This window comes from Ruegeria sp. ABF4_144, from assembly GCF_056160045.1.
Window position 1 is genome coordinate 3441353 of record NZ_JBSWWK010000001.1, and the last position, 16738, is coordinate 3458090.

19 protein-coding genes are annotated in these 16738 nt (G+C 56.4%); 8 read left to right on the plus strand and 11 right to left on the minus strand.

Annotated features, from left to right (window positions below):
- Position 1 precedes the first annotated feature (1 nt).
- Positions 2 to 355 carry a YbaN family protein gene (locus tag ACXAGD_RS17190; RefSeq protein ID WP_475212112.1) on the plus strand — a complete coding sequence of 118 codons (354 nt, stop codon included), beginning with the start codon at positions 2 to 4 and terminating at the stop codon, positions 353 to 355.
- On the opposite strand, the gene ACXAGD_RS17195 is transcribed toward ACXAGD_RS17190, so the two are convergent.
- The 7 genes from ACXAGD_RS17195 to ACXAGD_RS17225 form a co-directional block, all read right to left on the minus strand.
- Positions 345 to 1241 (minus strand): ParB/RepB/Spo0J family partition protein, encoded by an 897-nt coding sequence (locus ACXAGD_RS17195; protein WP_475212113.1) that lies wholly within the window; start codon positions 1239 to 1241, stop codon positions 345 to 347. The two genes, ACXAGD_RS17190 and ACXAGD_RS17195, sit on opposite strands and share 11 nt — an antisense overlap.
- Positions 1242 to 1261: 20 nt before the next feature.
- Positions 1262 to 2065, minus strand: a complete 804-nt coding sequence (locus ACXAGD_RS17200; protein WP_475212114.1) for a ParA family protein — start codon at positions 2063 to 2065, stop codon at positions 1262 to 1264.
- Positions 2058 to 2672, minus strand: coding sequence for a 16S rRNA (guanine(527)-N(7))-methyltransferase RsmG (gene rsmG / locus ACXAGD_RS17205; RefSeq protein ID WP_475212115.1), 615 nt, complete (start codon positions 2670 to 2672; stop codon positions 2058 to 2060). The genes ACXAGD_RS17200 and rsmG overlap by 8 nt, the downstream gene beginning before the upstream one ends.
- Positions 2669 to 4537 carry a tRNA uridine-5-carboxymethylaminomethyl(34) synthesis enzyme MnmG gene (gene mnmG / locus ACXAGD_RS17210; protein ID WP_475212116.1) on the minus strand — a complete coding sequence of 623 codons (1869 nt, stop codon included), beginning with the start codon at positions 4535 to 4537 and terminating at the stop codon, positions 2669 to 2671. The genes rsmG and mnmG overlap by 4 nt, the downstream gene beginning before the upstream one ends.
- A gap of 12 nt (positions 4538 to 4549) precedes the next feature.
- Positions 4550 to 5836 (minus strand): tRNA uridine-5-carboxymethylaminomethyl(34) synthesis GTPase MnmE, encoded by a 1287-nt coding sequence (gene mnmE / locus ACXAGD_RS17215; RefSeq protein WP_475212117.1) that lies wholly within the window; start codon positions 5834 to 5836, stop codon positions 4550 to 4552.
- Between the two features lie 30 nt (positions 5837 to 5866).
- The gene (gene rho / locus ACXAGD_RS17220; protein WP_170334306.1) at positions 5867 to 7138 is read right to left on the minus strand and encodes a transcription termination factor Rho; all 1272 of its coding nucleotides are present in this window, start codon (positions 7136 to 7138) and stop codon (positions 5867 to 5869) included.
- 137 nt (positions 7139 to 7275) lie between these two features.
- On the minus strand, positions 7276 to 7725 hold the full coding sequence (locus tag ACXAGD_RS17225) for a CopD family protein (RefSeq protein WP_475212118.1): 450 nt from the start codon (positions 7723 to 7725) through the stop codon (positions 7276 to 7278).
- A 404-nt stretch (positions 7726 to 8129) separates the two neighbouring features.
- Between ACXAGD_RS17225 and ACXAGD_RS17230 the strand changes: the two genes are divergently transcribed.
- From ACXAGD_RS17230 to dnaQ, 4 genes are read left to right on the plus strand one after another with little or no spacing between them, the layout of a single operon-like run.
- Complete coding sequence (locus tag ACXAGD_RS17230; RefSeq protein WP_475212119.1) at positions 8130 to 8729, plus strand: Maf family protein; 600 nt, start codon at positions 8130 to 8132, stop codon at positions 8727 to 8729.
- Entirely contained in the window at positions 8726 to 9559 is an 834-nt protein-coding gene (locus ACXAGD_RS17235; protein ID WP_475212120.1) for a shikimate dehydrogenase, read from the plus strand. Before ACXAGD_RS17230 ends, ACXAGD_RS17235 begins: the two co-directional genes overlap by 4 nt.
- Positions 9556 to 10149, plus strand: a complete 594-nt coding sequence (coaE, locus tag ACXAGD_RS17240; protein WP_475212121.1) for a dephospho-CoA kinase — start codon at positions 9556 to 9558, stop codon at positions 10147 to 10149. The genes ACXAGD_RS17235 and coaE overlap by 4 nt, the downstream gene beginning before the upstream one ends.
- A complete protein-coding gene (gene dnaQ, locus ACXAGD_RS17245; RefSeq protein WP_475212122.1) occupies positions 10142 to 10864 on the plus strand; it encodes a DNA polymerase III subunit epsilon in 723 nt (240 codons plus the stop codon). Before coaE ends, dnaQ begins: the two co-directional genes overlap by 8 nt.
- 27 nt (positions 10865 to 10891) lie before the next feature.
- Here the strand turns inward: dnaQ and secB are convergent, their stop codons facing one another.
- A complete protein-coding gene (secB, locus tag ACXAGD_RS17250; protein ID WP_475212123.1) occupies positions 10892 to 11389 on the minus strand; it encodes a protein-export chaperone SecB in 498 nt (165 codons plus the stop codon).
- A 54-nt stretch (positions 11390 to 11443) separates the two neighbouring features.
- Positions 11444 to 11941, minus strand: a complete 498-nt coding sequence (locus ACXAGD_RS17255; RefSeq protein WP_475212124.1) for an FxsA family protein — start codon at positions 11939 to 11941, stop codon at positions 11444 to 11446.
- 107 nt (positions 11942 to 12048) lie between these two features.
- Here ACXAGD_RS17255 and ACXAGD_RS17260 point away from each other — a divergent pair, with 107 nt between their 5' ends.
- The 3 genes from ACXAGD_RS17260 to ACXAGD_RS17270 are packed head-to-tail and all read left to right on the plus strand — an operon-like array spanning position 12049 to position 14332.
- Positions 12049 to 12708 (plus strand): Tim44/TimA family putative adaptor protein, encoded by a 660-nt coding sequence (locus ACXAGD_RS17260; RefSeq protein WP_475212125.1) that lies wholly within the window; start codon positions 12049 to 12051, stop codon positions 12706 to 12708.
- Positions 12705 to 13745, plus strand: coding sequence for a murein transglycosylase A (gene mltA, locus ACXAGD_RS17265; protein WP_475212126.1), 1041 nt, complete (start codon positions 12705 to 12707; stop codon positions 13743 to 13745). Before ACXAGD_RS17260 ends, mltA begins: the two co-directional genes overlap by 4 nt.
- Complete coding sequence (locus ACXAGD_RS17270) at positions 13745 to 14332, plus strand: Smr/MutS family protein (protein WP_475212127.1); 588 nt, start codon at positions 13745 to 13747, stop codon at positions 14330 to 14332. The genes mltA and ACXAGD_RS17270 overlap by 1 nt, the downstream gene beginning before the upstream one ends.
- Here ACXAGD_RS17270 and ACXAGD_RS17275 read toward each other — a convergent pair.
- Both ACXAGD_RS17275 and ACXAGD_RS17280 read right to left on the minus strand, forming a co-directional pair.
- A complete protein-coding gene (locus ACXAGD_RS17275; RefSeq protein ID WP_475212128.1) occupies positions 14329 to 15549 on the minus strand; it encodes an MFS transporter in 1221 nt (406 codons plus the stop codon). The two genes, ACXAGD_RS17270 and ACXAGD_RS17275, sit on opposite strands and share 4 nt — an antisense overlap.
- Positions 15546 to 16640, minus strand: coding sequence for an alpha/beta hydrolase (locus ACXAGD_RS17280; protein WP_475212634.1), 1095 nt, complete (start codon positions 16638 to 16640; stop codon positions 15546 to 15548). The genes ACXAGD_RS17275 and ACXAGD_RS17280 overlap by 4 nt, the downstream gene beginning before the upstream one ends.
- Positions 16641 to 16738 lie beyond the last annotated feature (98 nt).

Here is a 16738-nt window from a genome sequence, read left to right on the forward strand (position 1 = left end):
GATGCAGTATATCTGGGCCATTCTGGGGTTGATTTGCGTCGGGCTTGCGATGGTGGGCGTCGTCCTGCCTTTGCTGCCGACGGTTCCCTTTTTGCTATTGGCTGCTTTCTTCTTCGCCCGATCGTCCTCTCGCCTGCACAATTGGCTGATCACGCATCGCTCGTTCGGACCGCTGATCGTCGATTGGCAAAGCTCGGGCGCCATACGTCCGGGCGCAAAAAAGGCGGCTACCCTTTCGGTCGCCGCCGTGTTTGGAGTGTCAGTGCTGCTAGCCCTGCCCTCTCACGTTCTGATCATTCAGGCCGTGGTGCTGAGCTGTGTGATGGTCTTTATCTGGACCAGGCCTAACGGCTGAGCTTGGCGCACAGATCGTCCAACTGGTCCAGGTTTTCGTAGGTCAGAACCACCTGCCCGGTCTCGGTTCCGGCCTTGTGATTGATCAAAACCTTCATTGCCAGAATCGCGGAAAGATCTTTTTCAAGCGCCCGCGTATCGGCATCCTTGCCCGCATCCAGATTTCTGGAGCGCGGAGCAGCCTTGGCCGGATCCCCGCCCTGCTGTTTTTTCACCAACGCCTCGGTCGCGCGAACAGATAGACCATCCCGGACAACGATTTTTGCCAGTTCTGACGGGTTTTCCGCTGTAATCAGCGCTCGCGCGTGGCCAGCAGACAACTTTCCTTCGATTACCAACGTCTGTACATCCAGTGGCAGCGACAGCAACCGCAGCAGGTTGGCGATATGGCTGCGGCTTTTACCCAGAGCTTCGGCAAGTTTTTCCTGCGTATGCCCGAACCGATCCATCAATTGTTTATAACCAGCCGCCTCTTCAACGGCGTTTAGGTCTGCCCGCTGGATATTCTCGATAATCGCAACTTCCAACACTTCGGTATCGTCGAAGTTTCGCACGATCACCGGAATATCGTGCAACTGCGCCATTTGCGCGGCGCGCCAGCGGCGTTCACCGGCGACGATTTCATACTCGTTGCCGTTGATTTCCCGTACGATCAGCGGCTGAATGATGCCTTTTTCTTTGACCGAGGCCGCAAGCTCATCCAATTGATCCGGCGAAAACGTCCGCCGCGGCTGGTTGGGATTGGCGCGCAGCTTCTCGATCGGAACTTTCATGTCCGGCCGACGGGGTTCTGACGGGACCAGACCTTCGGCTTCCTGCGTGACATCTGCCATCAGGGCCGACAAACCACGGCCCAAACCTCGGGGTTTTGATTTCTTGACGGCCACTGAGCCCTCCTCACTGCCGCTCAGGCGGCGACATTCTTATTCTTATGAATGACTTCGCGCGCCAGATGCCGATACGCCATGGCCCCTAACGACCCCGAGTCATATTGCAGAACCGGCAAAGCATAAGACGGCGCTTCGCTGACCCGCACATTCCTGGGTATCTTGGTTTTAAATACCATCTCACCCAAATTGTCACGCGCGTCTTTTTCGACCTGACGGGACAAGTTGTTGCGGTTGTCATACATGGTCAACACAACACCTTCGATTCTGAGGTCCGGATTCGCGGTCTGGCGAACTTCTCGGATCGTCAGCATAAGTTGCGACAACCCCTCCAGCGCAAAGAACTCACTCTGCAACGGTACCAGGATGGAATGAGCCGCGACCATAGCGTTTACGGTCAGAAGATTCAGCGATGGCGGACAATCTATGAGCACGAAATCAAGCTCGAACTTATCAATTGGCGTCTGGCGTAGCGCATCATGCAGCAGATAACTGCGTTTTTCGTTAGAAATCAGTTCAATATCGGCCGAGCTCAGGTCAACGGTCGCCGGGATTACAAAAAGACCTTCGATTTCCGTTTCCTGCACCACAGCTTCCAGCGGGGCATCGTCAAGGATCAGATCATAGGTCGTCCAATCCCGGTCCTCGACCCCCAACCCAGTCGACGCATTCCCCTGCGGATCAAGGTCGACAACCAGAACCCTGCACCCCGCTTCGGCCAGTCCTGCAGCCAGATTGATCGCCGTTGTCGTCTTTCCCACCCCACCCTTTTGATTGGCAACCGCAATAATCCGGGGCCCTGAGGGACGAGACAAATCAACCACGCGATACTCCTTTGATCCTTAGGATAACAGCTTGGGGTTCAGTTAAACTTGTAATGGGCTCGCACTCGAAACTCCATTCCTCGTGTGCGGCTTCCAGCTCTTTTTTCCAGCTTGCACCTTTCGGCAACAAAGCAACACCGCTTTTTGCTAAATGTCTGTCACAAAATGACAATAACGCGTTCAGATCAGCAAGTGCGCGTGCAGAAAGGACGTCCGCCTGCAACGGCTCAACACTTTCGATTCGCTTTGAAATGACGGTGCAATTGGCGCCGCATTCCCGCGCTACGCTACGCAGAAAAGCTGACTTGCGCTGATCGCTTTCAACGAAAGTAAATTTGGAATCTGGCGCTTTTTCTATGGCCATTATTGCGCAGACCATTCCAGGGAAACCGCCTCCGCTGCCCAAATCCGCCCAGGTTTTAAACGCCCTCGCACAGCGGTAGACTTGGACTGAATCCTGGATATGCCGCGCCCAGATGTCTTTTAAACTGTTCCGGGATACCAAATTGATCTTGGGATTCCAGCGCTGCACCAGATCAACATAGGTTTCGAGCCGTTCAAATGTTTCACGTGAAACACTCAAATCATCAAAGATCTTGTGGCTCATGCCTTGCGTACCTTTTGCTCACGCCTCAATTTAGCCAACAGCAGTGTAAGCGCGGCTGGTGTCACCCCTTCGACCCGCCCCGCCTGCGCGATGTTCACCGGTCGGGCCTGAGAAAGCTTCTGTTTCATCTCGGACGACAAACCTTCCAGAGCGGAATAGTCAAAATCCCGCGGTATTTCATAGGATTCATCGCGTTTCATCGCCTCAACATCTTTCTGTTGGCGGGCAATGTAGTTGGCATAGAGCGCGTCACGCTCTACTTGAAGCCGGATAGCGGCTTCGACTCCATCCAATTCGGGGATAAGAGGAAGCAAATCATCAAAGGAAACATCAGGGAATGCCAATAGTGCCATACCATCCCGGCGATTTCCGTCCTGATTGACGTTGATTCCAACGGCACGTACCTCTTTTGGCGTGTATGTGCGATCCGTCAGCTTGGATTTGGCTGCACCAAGCTTTTCCATCTTGTCGTCGAACCGAACCCGGCGTTCCTGCCCAACGCAACCAAGATCAATACCCATTGGCGTCAACCGTTGATCTGCATTGTCGGCCCGCAAAGACAATCGAAACTCAGCCCGAGACGTGAACATACGATAGGGTTCCGCTACACCGCGTGTGGTCAGATCGTCGATCATCACTCCGATATAGCTGTCCGCACGGGTGAAATGTACGGGATCGCGACCCATAACGGCCAAAGCTGCATTCAACCCGGCAACCAAGCCCTGCGCGGCAGCTTCCTCATATCCTGTAGTGCCGTTAATCTGCCCCGCAAGATATAGACCGGGCGCATCCGGCAAAGACAAAGATGATGTCAGTACACGGGGATCGACATAGTCGTACTCGATCGCATAACCCGGTTGCAGAATTTCAGCATTTTCCAACCCCTTAATCGAACGCACATATTCCTGCTGCACGTCCTGCGGAAGAGATGTTGAAATCCCGTTTGGATAGATCGTGTGATCATCAACTCCTTCGGGTTCAAGGAAAATCTGATGCGAGTCCTTTTCCGCAAATCGAACGATTTTATCCTCAATCGAAGGGCAGTATCTGGGCCCCACCCCATCAATATGCCCACCATACATGGCGGATCGGGACAGGTTCTTTTCGATAATCTCATGGGTACGCGCGTTTGTATGCGTGATCCCGCAGGAAATCTGAGGCGCAACAACGGACGTTGAAAGAAACGAAAACAACGTTGGATCATCGTCTCCGTCCTGACGTTCAAGATCGGACCAGTTGATTGTCCGCCCATCCAGCCTTGGCGGTGTTCCGGTTTTTAATCGCCCCATCGGAAGATCAAGACTGTCCAACCGTTCTGCCAGCTTAACTGACGGCCGATCTCCCATCCGACCGCCTGGTCGGGAAACATCGCCAATATGAATAATTCCGCGCAGAAAGGTGCCCGAGGTCAGGATAACCGCTCCGGCACTGATCTCAGAATCATCCGCCAGCCTAATCCCAACCACCTTGGGACCATCTATCAGAAAGTCGACGACCTCTCCGACCACGACAGTCAAACGATCCTGGGCCTGCGTCTCTTTCTGCATAGCGGCGCGGTACAATGCGCGATCAGCCTGAGTTCTGGGACCTTGCACCGCGGGTCCCTTACGGCGATTGAGAAGACGAAACTGGATACCTGCCTGGTCCGCGACCCGACCCATAACGCCATCCAGCGCATCTATCTCGCGGACAAGGTGTCCTTTCCCTAACCCCCCAATAGCAGGGTTACAGGACATGACACCGATATCAGAAGCGGACAGGGTGACCAAAGCTGTTTCAACGCCCAAACGTGCCGCAGCATGAGCGGCCTCGGTTCCGGCGTGACCTGCTCCAATAACGACGACATCAAACTTTGAATGTTTCACGTGAAACACTCCTTACTTACCCAGGCAGAAACTGGAGAATATCTCATCCAGAAGGTCTTCGACCCCAATCCTGCCGACCAATGTTTCCAGGGCACGGATTGCCGTGCGCAGCTCTTCGGCAGCAATATCATACAAGTCTGGCCCCGATTCCAGAACCGCCATCGCTGCACCCAGTGCCGCCTGGGAGTCATTCAGCGCTACACGATGCCGTTCGCGGGTTGCAATACCATGACTGGTAGAACGCTCACTCAGGACATACGAAATATGGGATATCAACCGATCAATCCCCTGCCCTGTTTTTCCTGAAATCCCGCCTTCTGCATCCTCCCGCAGGTCAGATTTTGGTAACATCTGAATGTCTCCATCCAGCATCTGAACACCAAGCTCTGACGGGTCTTCGGTCAAAAATACTCTCAGATCAGCCTCATCCGCGCGTTTACGGGCAAGCTCGATTCCTAGGTTTTCCACGTGGTCTTCGGTTTCGCGCAGACCAGCCGTATCCAGCAGTGTCACCGGCAGCCCAGCCAAGTCCATCCGTACTTCGATCACATCGCGAGTTGTACCTGCGTATTCCGAGGTGATCGCTGCCTCGCGTCCTGCCAAAGCATTCAGCAAAGTCGACTTGCCCGCGTTCGGCAAACCGACAATCGCAACTTCAAAGCCGGTTCTTATGCGTTCGGCGATCTTCACACCGTCCGCTTCGCGTTGTAGATCCTGCATGACGCCAGTCACCAAGGTTCGAACTTCGGGCGTGACGTCTGTGGGTACCTCTTCATCGGCGAAATCAATAACCGCTTCCAACAGGGATGCCGCCCGGATCAAATCGCGGCGCCAGCGTTCAGCCAATCCGCCAAGTTCCCCGGCTAGGATGGTCTGTGCCTGTTTCCGCTGCGCTTCGGTTTCCGCATCGATTAGATCAGCCAGACCTTCAACCTGGGTCAGGTCCATCTTACCGTTTTCCAACGCGCGGCGGGTGAATTCTCCGGGTTCTGCAAGCCTTAGCCCGTCTGTATCGGACAGACAGCGCATCACTGCATTAACTGAAGCGGTGCTACCGTGAATCTGCAACTCGGCCACGTCTTCGCCGGTGAAGCTGGCGGGCGCTTGGAAGGTCAGAACCAGCCCATCATCCAAACGCGATCCGTCATCGGCATGCAAAGATCTAACCCGCAAACCGCGGGGCGGCAGCGGGCTACCGGTCAGGCTGGCCGCAGCGGAATGCGCCAAAGGGCCAGAGAGGCGGATCACCGCCACCCCTGCTTTGCCCTGTGCGCTGGCCAAGGCGAATATCGTATCCATTCGAAGGCCTCGCGTCAGTTAAGACCTGTGTCAGGTATTCATCGAATCGAAGAACTCGCCGTTTGTCTTAGTCTGCTTCAACTTCGACAACAGGAATTCGATCGCATCGGTCGTACCCATCGGGTTGAGGATGCGGCGCAGGACGAAGGTCTTGGCCAGATCACCCTTGTCGACCAGCAGATCCTCTTTCCGGGTACCGGACTTGAGGATGTCGATAGCCGGGAACACACGTTTGTCTGCGATCTTGCGATCCAGAACGATCTCCGAGTTGCCTGTACCTTTGAATTCTTCAAAGATAACCTCGTCCATCCGGCTGCCAGTGTCGATCAGCGCGGTGGCGATGATGGTCAGAGAGCCGCCCTCTTCGATGTTCCGCGCGGCACCAAAGAACCGTTTGGGTCTTTGCAGGGCATTTGCGTCCACACCACCGGTGAGAACTTTACCCGAGGATGGTACTACGGTGTTAAAAGCCCTACCAAGTCTTGTGATCGAGTCAAGAAGAATAACAACATCTCGTTTATGCTCTACCAAACGCTTGGCTTTTTCGATCACCATTTCCGACACAGCCACGTGGCGCGTTGCCGGTTCGTCGAAGGTCGAGGACACAACTTCACCCTTCACCGAGCGCTGCATATCGGTCACCTCTTCAGGGCGTTCGTCAATCAGCAGAACGATCAGATAGCACTCGGGGTGGTTCTGTTCGATCGAATGCGCGATGTTCTGCAGGATAACGGTTTTACCGGTCCGCGGCGGCGCCACGATCAGCGAACGTTGGCCTTTACCGATGGGTGCCACCAGATCGATCACACGGGCCGACTTATCCTTGATGGTCGGGTCTTCGATTTCCATCTTCAAACGCTCATCCGGGTAAAGAGGCGTCAGGTTGTCGAACAGGATTTTGTGCTTGGCCTTTTCAGGATTTTCAAAGTTGATCTTGGTGACATTGGTCAGCGCAAAATAGCGTTCATTGTCATCAGGGGCTTTGATCTCACCTTCGACCGTGTCACCCGTCCGCAATGAGTGCTGGCGGATCATGTCGGGCGAGACATAGATGTCATCGGGACCCGGCAGATAGTTCGCCTCGGGCGAGCGCAGAAAACCAAAGCCGTCCTGCAGTACTTCAAGCACACCATCACCGCCGACGGTCCAGCCTTCATCCGCGCGTTCGCGCAGGATCTGGAACATCATCTCGCCTTTGCGCATGGTCGAGGCGTTTTCAATCTCCAGCTCTTCGGCCATGGCCAGAAGGTCTTTGGGGCTTTTGGCCTTCAGGTCGGCCAGATTCAGGGATTCAGTGGACATGATACATACCTTCACCGCTGACTGCGCGGCACGAAGTGGAATTTCAGTACGGAAAATACGCCGCCCGGACGGGCGTGTTGACCCCTACATATGCGCGACAGTTTGCGGAGTCAAATAGCCGCTCACTGTGATAGCCCTCAGAACTTCAGAATGACCGCCAGAACGATGGCAACCATCAGAATGGTCGGAACCTCGTTCATCATGCGATACTGCCGCCCAGTGAGCTTATTTCGCCCCTCAGCGAAGTCCTTGCGTCGTGCCATCAGCCAATGATGGAACCAGGTCATCCCAATCACTGCAGCACCCTTCACCCAGGGCCAGGACCAGTCCCACCCCACGATCCCTGGCGTGAACACCATAATCAGCCCACACACCCACGCCACGATCATCGCTGGTCGCATAATCACGCGCAGCAGCTTGTCTTCCATTTCAAAGAAAATGGTTTCGGCCCCGTCGACGGCTTGTGCCTTTTCTACGTGATAGACGAACAGTCTGGGCAGATAGAACAGCCCCGCCATCCACGAGATCACGGCCATGATGTGTAAAGACTTCACCCACGGGTAAATCGTGAAAAGAAGATCAGTCATGCTGGCTCCGGGCGTTGCTCGGAACTCTCCCTAATAAAAAAATAAGAAAAGAAAAAGGAAGATGGTTTTGTAGGGTGAATAAAATCCGTGGATTACTTTTTTACACATGTGTTTTCCCCAGGTGGACAGTTTCTCGGCTCAGGGAAGTGATTCTGTGAATTTCAAAAATAAATATTATATTTCAAAATGTTAAAAGTATGTTTTTGAGTTTTGATTGGGGATAACTCGAAGGGTATCTGTGGAGTTTCCGCTTATCCCGCGTGATCGACTTATCCTTGTCCCGGATGGACAGAGTTTGAGCGACTCAGGGAAGTTTTGCCCGAAATTCCCGGGGTTGCGTGTCAATCGGAAAACCATACAAACCGTCCCAGAACGCTCAACGATTTGCACACGGGGTTGTCCACATGTCTGTCCCCATCATCCTGGCCTCAGGCTCATCCATTCGCGCGCAGCTGCTGGAAAACGCAGGCGTGCCATTTTCCGTTCAGATCGCGCGCGTGGACGAAGATGCCATGAAACGCGCGCTTTTGGCCGAAGGCGCCCCGCCCCGCGACATCGCCGACGCGCTGGCCGAGATGAAGGCGCGCAAGGTCAGCGACAAAACCCCCGGGTCGATGGTTCTGGGCTGTGATCAGGTGCTGGATTTCGACGGGCAATTGCTGTCCAAGCCCGAAACGCCCGAGGAAGCGCTGGCGCAGCTGAAGGCGATGCGGGGCAAGCGGCACATGTTATTGTCGGCGGCCGTGATTTATCAGGACGGTGAGCCGATCTGGCGTCATGTTGGTCAGGTGCGCCTGCGGATGCGGATGAGCTCCGACGCCTACCTGCGCGATTACATTGACCGCAACTGGGACAGCATTCGGTACGCAGTGGGTGCTTATAAGTTGGAAGAGGAAGGCGTCCGCCTCTTCGCCGCCATTGACGGGGACTATTTTAATGTCTTGGGTATGCCCCTGTTGGAACTGCTCAATTTTCTCGCCGTCAAAGGGGTGATCGATCAATGACGCATAACCGTATTCCATTGGCCGGGGTGATCGGGCACCCGATTGCGCATTCCAAGTCGCCGCAACTGCATGGCCACTGGCTGAAGAAATACGGGCTGGTTGGGCACTACGTCCCAATGGATGTGGCCCCCGAAGATCTGGAGACGGTGCTGCGGACTCTGCCCAAGGCCGGGTTTGTCGGGACCAATGTCACCGTTCCTCATAAAGAAGCCGTGTTGCGATTGGCCGATCATGTGACGGAACGTGCATCGCTGATAGGTGCAGTAAATACCCTTGTATTTCAGGAGGATGGTTCGATCCACGCCGATAATACAGACGGCTATGGATTTCTTGAAAACCTGCGCAGCGGTGCACCGGACTGGACGCCGTCGGACGGCCCGGCCGTTGTGTTTGGCGCGGGCGGTGCCGCGCGGGCGGTGTTGCAAAGCCTGCTGGACGCAGGTGTACCTCAGATATTACTGACAAACCGCACCCGCACCCGCGCGGATCAGTTGCAAGAGGAGTTTGGTGAGCGCATTAGTGTGGTCGATTGGTTACAAGCGGGCAATGTCATTGAAAACGCGGAACTGGTGGTCAACACGACCTCGTTGGGGATGTTGGGGCAGCCGGAATTGCGGGTACCGCTGGATGGGCTGCAGCCGGGCGCTGTTGTCACCGATTTGGTCTACGCGCCGCTGAAAACCCGCTTGTTGCAATCGGCGGAAGAGGCCGGCTGCACCACCGTAGATGGTCTGGGCATGTTGCTGCATCAGGCGGTCCCTGGGTTCGAAAGCTGGTTTGGCACCCGTCCCGAAGTAACCGACGATCTGCGCGCGGCGGTCTTGGGATGAGTTTCGCGCTTGGCCTCACGGGCTCGATCGGGATGGGCAAAAGCACCACGGCGCAGATGTTTGTGGATGAAGGCTGTGCCTTGTGGGATGCAGATGCGGCTGTACATAGACTCTATACAAGGGGTGGAGCGGCTGTTGAGCCGATGCAGGCAGTGTTCCCGGATGCGATTGTTAGTGGTGCCATCAGCCGCGATGCGCTGAAACAGATCATCTCAAATGACCCATCTGCACTAAAACAGATTGAGGCCATTGTGCACCCGCTGGTGGCAGAGGATCGTGCTGCGTTTCGGGAGCAGACCAAGGCGGATATTCTGGTGTTCGACATCCCTCTGTTGTTTGAAACCGGCGGTGATGCGGCGATGGATGCAGTTGCCTGTGTTTCGATCCCTGCCGAAGAACAAAAGCGCCGTGTGATGGAGCGTGGCACAATGACTGAAGCACAGTTTGAGCAGATACGTGCCAAGCAGATGCCGAATGATGAGAAATGCGCGCGGTCGGATTACGTGATCGTGACGGATACGCTGGACCATGCCCGCGCGCAGGTGCAGGATGTGGTCAGGCAGATACGGGCGGGACTGGCAGATGCGTGAGATTGTACTCGATACCGAAACCACTGGGTTTGACCCCGAAAGCGGCGACCGGATCGTAGAAATCGGTGCGGTCGAGCTGTGGAACCATGTGGCCACTGGTGAGACTTATCACGTCTATATTAATCCCGAACGCTCGATGCCCGAAGAGGCGTTTGGCGTGCATGGCATTGGCCCCGACTTGCTGGATAACCCACGCCCGCCGGAAAAGGGCGAGGTGACGCTGAAGGACAAGCCGGTCTTTGCCAAGGTGGGTCAGGGTTTTCTTGATTTCATCCAGGATTCCAAGCTGGTGATCCACAACGCGTCTTTCGACATGAAATTCCTGAATGCGGAACTCAGATGGTTGGGTCTGCCGCAGATCCCGATGGATCAGGCGCTGGATACGCTGGCGATTGCGCGTAAACGCTTTCCGGGTTCACCCGCCTCGCTGGATGCGCTGTGCCGGCGGTTCAATATCGACAATACCAACCGTGTGCTGCACGGGGCGTTGCTCGACTCGGAAATTCTGGCCGAAGTCTATCTGGAACTGATCGGTGGGCGGCAGCCGGATTTTGGTCTGTCGACATCCGCGTCTTCGGGCGCTGGCAGTCAGGATGATTGGCGGCCAACAGTGCGCCCGACACCGCTGGGGTCAAAGATCACCGACGAAGAACGTGCGGCGCATGAGGCATTTGTGGAGAAACTGGGCGAAAGCGCCCTGTGGACCCGCGCCTGAGATCGATCCCGGCGCGGGTCAGGCCTATCAGGCTTCGGTTTTCTGCGCTTCGGCCTGGCGACGCATCAATTCGTTGCGATACAGCGAAACGAAGTCGATGTTGTCCAGGTTCACCGGCGGATAGCCACCGTCGCGGGTGATGTCGCTGACGATGCGGCGCAGGAACGGGAACAGCATCCGCGGGCATTCGATCATTAGGAACGGGTGTAGCTGATCTTCGGCCACGCCTTCGATGTGGAACAGGCCGCAATAATCGATCTCGCACAGGAACAGCACGTCCTCCATGCCTTTGGCTTTCGACTTGAGGTTCAGCTTGATCGCAACTTCGTACTGATGTTCGACCGAACGCTTCTTCGCGTCCAGGTTCACCTGAACCGCGATCTCGGGCTGTACGTCACCAGACACGCCTTTTTGCGCCATCACGTTCTCAAAGGACATATCGCGAATGAATTGTCCCAGAACGCGCGTCTGAATTTGCGGTGCGGCCTGTGCCGCGGTGTTTTCTGCAGGGCTTTCGTCAGCCATGGATATACTCCGAAAATGAATTTCGCTTCTGCTTAACAAGTTGGGCGCAGCACCTCAATGCTGGTGCGGGCCTTCGACCCATTTGGATGGCTTTGACGGATCCTGACGAGGTCGGACCTCGGTAAATTCGCCGTCGATCACGTCATCGTCAAATTGTGTAGGGCCGGACCGGAACTGCGTGCCAGTGCCCATCTGAAACTGTGTGATCTGCACTTTTGATTTCAGATAGCGGAACACTGCCACCCGAATGCCCGGAACAAGCAGCGCAAAGCCGACCGCATCGGTGAAGAACCCGGGCGTCAAAAGCAGTACACCCGACAACAGGATCATAGCACCATGGGCCAGCGGTTCCGTTGGGTCATCCAGTTCGGCAAAGGATCGCTGCAGGTTGGCCAGTGCCATGCGACCTTGTGTCCTGACCAAAACAGTGCCCAGGACAGCCGTCAGAACCACAATGGCAAGCGTTGGCCATAGGCCGATCAGACCGCCAACCTGAATGAACAAGGCGATTTCGATGATCGGGACCAATAAAAATGCCAAGAACAGATACATTTGCGTTATCCTTTACCAGAGGTCGGGCAGTGGACTTGCCACGAACTGTCACCTACATAGTGGCATGAGGCCGTGTATACAAAGTCGCGGTCTGAAAAGAGGATGAAATGAACGAACCGATGATCCAGTTGCTGGTCCTGGCCGGAATTGCCGTTTTCCTGATCCTGCGTCTGAAAAGCGTGCTGGGCACGCGTGAAGGTTTTGAAAAACCTCCCGTTCAGCAGCAGCCTGATACACAGAACGCCCGTCGCGGGTTCGAAGTGATCGAAGGCGGCCCGGATCACGACATCACAGATCATGTTGCCGAAGACAGTGAGCAGGCACAAACCCTGGCCGCGATGAAGCGGGTTGAGCCCAGCTTCTCGGTCAGTGAATTCGTGCAGGGCGCGCGTGGCGCCTATGAGATGATCGTTATGGGGTTCGAAAAAGGAAACCTGGACGAGATCCAGCCTTTCCTTTCCGAAGAGGTGTTTGACACCTTCGTGTCCGTCGTCGCAGCCCGCGAAGATCAGGGGCTGACCATCGAGGCCGAATTCATCGGCGTTCGTGAAACGACGCTGGCGGATGCGAGGTTCGACAAGGATACCAATGAGGCCGAGATCACTATGAAATTCGTGGGTGAGCTGACCTCGGTCGTGCGGGATCGCGGCGGTGATATCATCGAAGGCAACCCGAACACCGTCAAACGCCAAAAGGACAGCTGGACCTTTGCCCGTGTCATGGGCTCGGACGATCCGAACTGGCTGCTTGTTGCCACGGACGCATGATTGCCGCACTCCGGTCGCTTTTATTGGTGGGCGCGATGACCACCGCAAGCGCCGCCGGAGCCGAGGCGACGCGCTCGATCCTGTCGTTTGAAGACCTCGAAGGCTGGGCCGCCGATGACCATGGCGCGGCCCTTTCGGTGTTTCTGAACACTTGCGGTGATCTGGACGATCCGGATTGGCGCGCGTTGTGTGGTGTAGCTCAAACCTATGAGGCGGACGCCGCGCGATCCTTCTTTGAGCTGTTCTTTCGCCCGGTTTTGGTCGAAGACGGCAAGGATGCGCTGTTCACCGGGTACTTTGAACCTGAATTGGACGGGTCGCGCACCCCGACCGACCGTTATAGGTACCCCATCTACAAAATGCCGCCCGAAGCGCGGGCCGAGGGACCGTGGCTTAGCCGTCGCGAAATCCTGACTGGTGAGGCCATGACCGACCGGGGGCTTGAGATTGCCTGGGTCGATGACCCCGTTGAATTGTTCTTTCTGCAAATCCAGGGCTCGGGCCGCATTCGCCTTGCCGATGGCGGGGCTTTGCGGGTGGGCTATGGCGGTGCGAACGGCCATCCCTATCGGTCCATTGGGGCTGAACTGATCCGGCAGGGTGCCTTGGGCGCGCATCAGGTCAGTGCCCAGATGATCAAAGCTTGGGTGCGCAAGAACCCCGAGGCCGGGGCAGAGTTGCTGTTTCACAACCCGTCTTACGTGTTTTTTCGCGAGGTCACCCGCGTTGCGCCAGAATTCGGACCGCTGGGTGCAATGAACCGGTCTGTCACCACCATGCGCAGTATCGCAGCTGACCCGGCCTATACGCCACTGGGCGCTCCGGTTTGGGTGGAAAAGGACGGGAAAAAACCGCTGCGCCGGCTGATGATCGCGCAGGATACGGGTGCGGCTATCAAGGGGGCGCAGCGGGCGGATATCTTCTTTGGTACCGGGGATGACGCCGGACAAGCTGCCGGACGTCTGAAAGATCCGGGTCGGATGATCCTGTTGCTGCCGATCCAGCGCGCCTATGCCTTGATCCCGGATGAGTTCTGATGTCTCGCCGCAAACTAACCGCTGACGAGATTGAGCTGTGGCGGAAAGTCACCAAACAGGCCGAACGCCTGCACCCCGAGTTGCCGCAATCGGTGCACCCGACATCTCTGCCGAAGCCCAAACCAACCAAAGCGCCAAAGATGCGGTTGGAGGGGTTCGAGGTTGGCCAAACTGCGCAGGTCAAGCCGGTGCGTCATGCGCTGAAACCCTCGGTCACCGACAGCCTGCGGGCCAGTCCGGTGCAGATGGACACTAAGGCGTTTGGGCGGATGAAACGTGGTAAGCTCAAGCCCGAAGGGAAGTTGGACTTACACGGGATGCGGGTCGACACCGCACATCCGGCGCTGATCCGGTTTGTTCTAACATCTCAAGCGCAGGGTAAGCGGCTGGTTCTGGTGGTAACTGGCAAAGGCAAGGACCGGGATGAGCCGGGCCCGATCCCGACCCCGCGCGGCGTGCTGCGGAACAACGTGCCGCACTGGCTGTCGATCCCGCCGCTGGCGCAAGCCGTGCTGCAAGTGACGCCCGCTCATATCAGCCATGGTGGCGATGGGGCCTATTACGTCTATCTGCGACGCACCCGCTAGAACTCGGTTCGGGCGCGGCGGATACCGCTCCAGACCAATACGCAGACCAACACAAAGAATACCGCGATCCACAGGAACTGAGTGCCCAGCGAAACGCCTCGGTCGATCAACACGCCGGTCAGCGCCGGACCGATGGCAGAGCCCAACACCATAACCGCTGTGGCCAGCGCCTTGATTGCGCCAATATGCCGGGTGCCGTAGAACTCGGCCCAGAAGGCGCTGGGCAAAGTGTTGTTGGCGCCGACGGTCAGGGCTAGAAAGATCAGGCCGGCCAATGCTCCGCCAATCGTGTCAGCAACCGAGAGGATGGCAAAGCCGACAGCCATGGGCAGTTGGTAATACGGCATGATCCGCGCTGTGCCCCATTTGTCCAGCGCCCATCCTGCCGCAAACATCGACAGGATCGAAATGCCGGTGAATACAGGGAACAATGCGACCAGTTGTATATGCGGCCAGTCCTTGACCTCTGCCAGATGGACCTGATGAAAGAAGAAGGCGGTGATGAAGGCCGAGGGCCCCAGGATTGCAGGGGTCATGAACCAAAACAGCGGATGGAGCAGCGCCGCGCGTCGGGTCCATTGACGGTCCTGCATTCCGGTTGCTGAGTGGTCGCCGGATAGGCTCTGCGGCGTGCGTTCCTGCCGCAGCAAGCGCGTCAGAACCGGGATGCTCAGGACCGTAACGCCCGCTGCCACTACCCACAGCAAGTGCCAATCCAGAAATGCCATCGCAGCCACAAAAATCAGCGGCAACAAGGATTCCCCGATCGCATAGCCTAGCGATGCTATGGACAGCGCTTTGCCCCTGGTCGCGGTGAACCACCGTGCCATGGCGACCTGCGCCAGATGAATGCTCATCCCCTGCCCGAACAGGCGCAGCAGAAAAATCACCAAGGGCAGCAGAAACAGCGCGCTGTTTGTTGCCATCGCCAAAGCGGCAAGCACCAGACCAGACAGAACCACTGGTCCTAAGATCCGCACGCGGAAGATGTCGGTCAGCCCCCCGGCCCAGATCATCACGATGGCCGCGGCTGTGGTACCAAGCGAATAGATCACACCCCATGACCCGTGACTCAGGCTGAATTCGGTGCGGATATGGCCCGAAAAGATCGAGATGAAGAACGTCTGTCCAAAGCTGGACAGAAAAGTCAGAAGGATGCCCGCGCTCAACCAGTTTGCATTTTCGATCAGATACCGACGCAGGCTGAACGTCGTCACGGAGTGGTCACCTCGGCCTCGCCGGTTTCGGTCAGTACGATCTCGGTTGCGCCATCCGGGTTACGTTGGCTGGGCGGCACCAGAACGTCGATCCCAGGCTGTTCGGGTCCGAACGTGTTGCTGACGCGGCGGACCGAACTGAGGATCGCCAGTAATGCCGGAGAGGTCGCGGCCACGAAATGCGAGGACTCAGCATCGCTATTGAACGCCGTGGTGTCGATGACATTGATTGGAAACTCAGCCAACGAGTCGATTGAGCTGATATTGCCCAGCCGTTCTCCCTTGGATGTTCCGCGCAGACGGGCTGAGATATTCAGGATTTTGTCTTTCTGCGAGACCATGACCACAAACGGATCGGGCGGCGTGTTGATCCGCTCCATCTGCGAGCGGAACAGGTCTACGTCCAGATCGGGCGAGATAAGAATGACGCCTTCGAGGTTTTTGTTGGCCCAGCCGGGTTCCTGCAATTCTGCCTGCCGCATCATCTCCATCGACAGGGCGCTGCCCATTGAATGCGCCACCAGAATGACCCGCTTGACACCCATGGATTTCAGCTCACGAATGGTTTGTTCTAACCCGTCGCGGGCGAACAACATACTGTCCAGATCGTAAGCATAACCATATCCTGTCGCGCGGCTGGGCCAGGAGTAAACGAGGATCTGTCCGGGAAGACCTATGTCATAAGACAACTGTGCTGCGCGGAAGATGGTTTCCGTCTGGGTCGAGTTGTAGCCGTGTACAAAGATCGTGACGTCATCCTGACCACGCAGGTGTTCGCGCAACCCCCGAGGCCCATCCAGTTCGGCAATGTCTGTTAGGACGAATTCTTTCTGCGGGTTCGGGTTGGCATAGGAAAACTTCAGCGTTCCCGGCGTGTGGTTTGGCGGGATCGAAACTCTGGTTTCCAGAAACTGTAAGGATTCCCCGCGACGGAAGCCGTAAGAACCGTCCGGCTCGCGGGCGCGCGTTGTGCTGGCAAACACGGTCTGAGGCGTGCCAATGGTCAGAGCCGAAGGCACAGTCTCTGTAATCGTCCGGTCGACGCAGGCGGTCAAAGACACGGAGGCAATCAGAACAATAAAAAAGCGCAGCACGGGAAGACCTCAGTACATTTTGCGCTAAGCTATCGATTTCTGGCCCCACGTCCAGCGACATGGGGCACAGGGAACGGCGAAAACCGGCTGGCCGT

What these genes read in the sequence shown, in the direction of transcription:
- ACXAGD_RS17190 (WP_475212112.1), top strand. Translation starts at nt 2, where the DNA reads ATGCAGTATATCTGGGCCATTCTGGGGTTGATTTGCGTCGGGCTTGCG.
- rsmG (WP_475212115.1), bottom strand. Translation starts at nt 2,672, where the DNA reads ATGAGCCACAAGATCTTTGATGATTTGAGTGTTTCACGTGAAACATTT.
- mnmE (WP_475212117.1), bottom strand. Translation starts at nt 5,836, where the DNA reads ATGGATACGATATTCGCCTTGGCCAGCGCACAGGGCAAAGCAGGGGTG.
- rho (WP_170334306.1), bottom strand. Translation starts at nt 7,138, where the DNA reads ATGTCCACTGAATCCCTGAATCTGGCCGACCTGAAGGCCAAAAGCCCC.
- ACXAGD_RS17225 (WP_475212118.1), bottom strand. Translation starts at nt 7,725, where the DNA reads ATGACTGATCTTCTTTTCACGATTTACCCGTGGGTGAAGTCTTTACAC.
- ACXAGD_RS17230 (WP_475212119.1), top strand. Translation starts at nt 8,130, where the DNA reads ATGTCTGTCCCCATCATCCTGGCCTCAGGCTCATCCATTCGCGCGCAG.
- ACXAGD_RS17235 (WP_475212120.1), top strand. Translation starts at nt 8,726, where the DNA reads ATGACGCATAACCGTATTCCATTGGCCGGGGTGATCGGGCACCCGATT.
- coaE (WP_475212121.1), top strand. Translation starts at nt 9,556, where the DNA reads ATGAGTTTCGCGCTTGGCCTCACGGGCTCGATCGGGATGGGCAAAAGC.
- dnaQ (WP_475212122.1), top strand. Translation starts at nt 10,142, where the DNA reads ATGCGTGAGATTGTACTCGATACCGAAACCACTGGGTTTGACCCCGAA.
- secB (WP_475212123.1), bottom strand. Translation starts at nt 11,389, where the DNA reads ATGGCTGACGAAAGCCCTGCAGAAAACACCGCGGCACAGGCCGCACCG.
- ACXAGD_RS17255 (WP_475212124.1), bottom strand. Translation starts at nt 11,941, where the DNA reads ATGTATCTGTTCTTGGCATTTTTATTGGTCCCGATCATCGAAATCGCC.
- ACXAGD_RS17260 (WP_475212125.1), top strand. Translation starts at nt 12,049, where the DNA reads ATGAACGAACCGATGATCCAGTTGCTGGTCCTGGCCGGAATTGCCGTT.
- mltA (WP_475212126.1), top strand. Translation starts at nt 12,705, where the DNA reads ATGATTGCCGCACTCCGGTCGCTTTTATTGGTGGGCGCGATGACCACC.
- ACXAGD_RS17270 (WP_475212127.1), top strand. Translation starts at nt 13,745, where the DNA reads ATGTCTCGCCGCAAACTAACCGCTGACGAGATTGAGCTGTGGCGGAAA.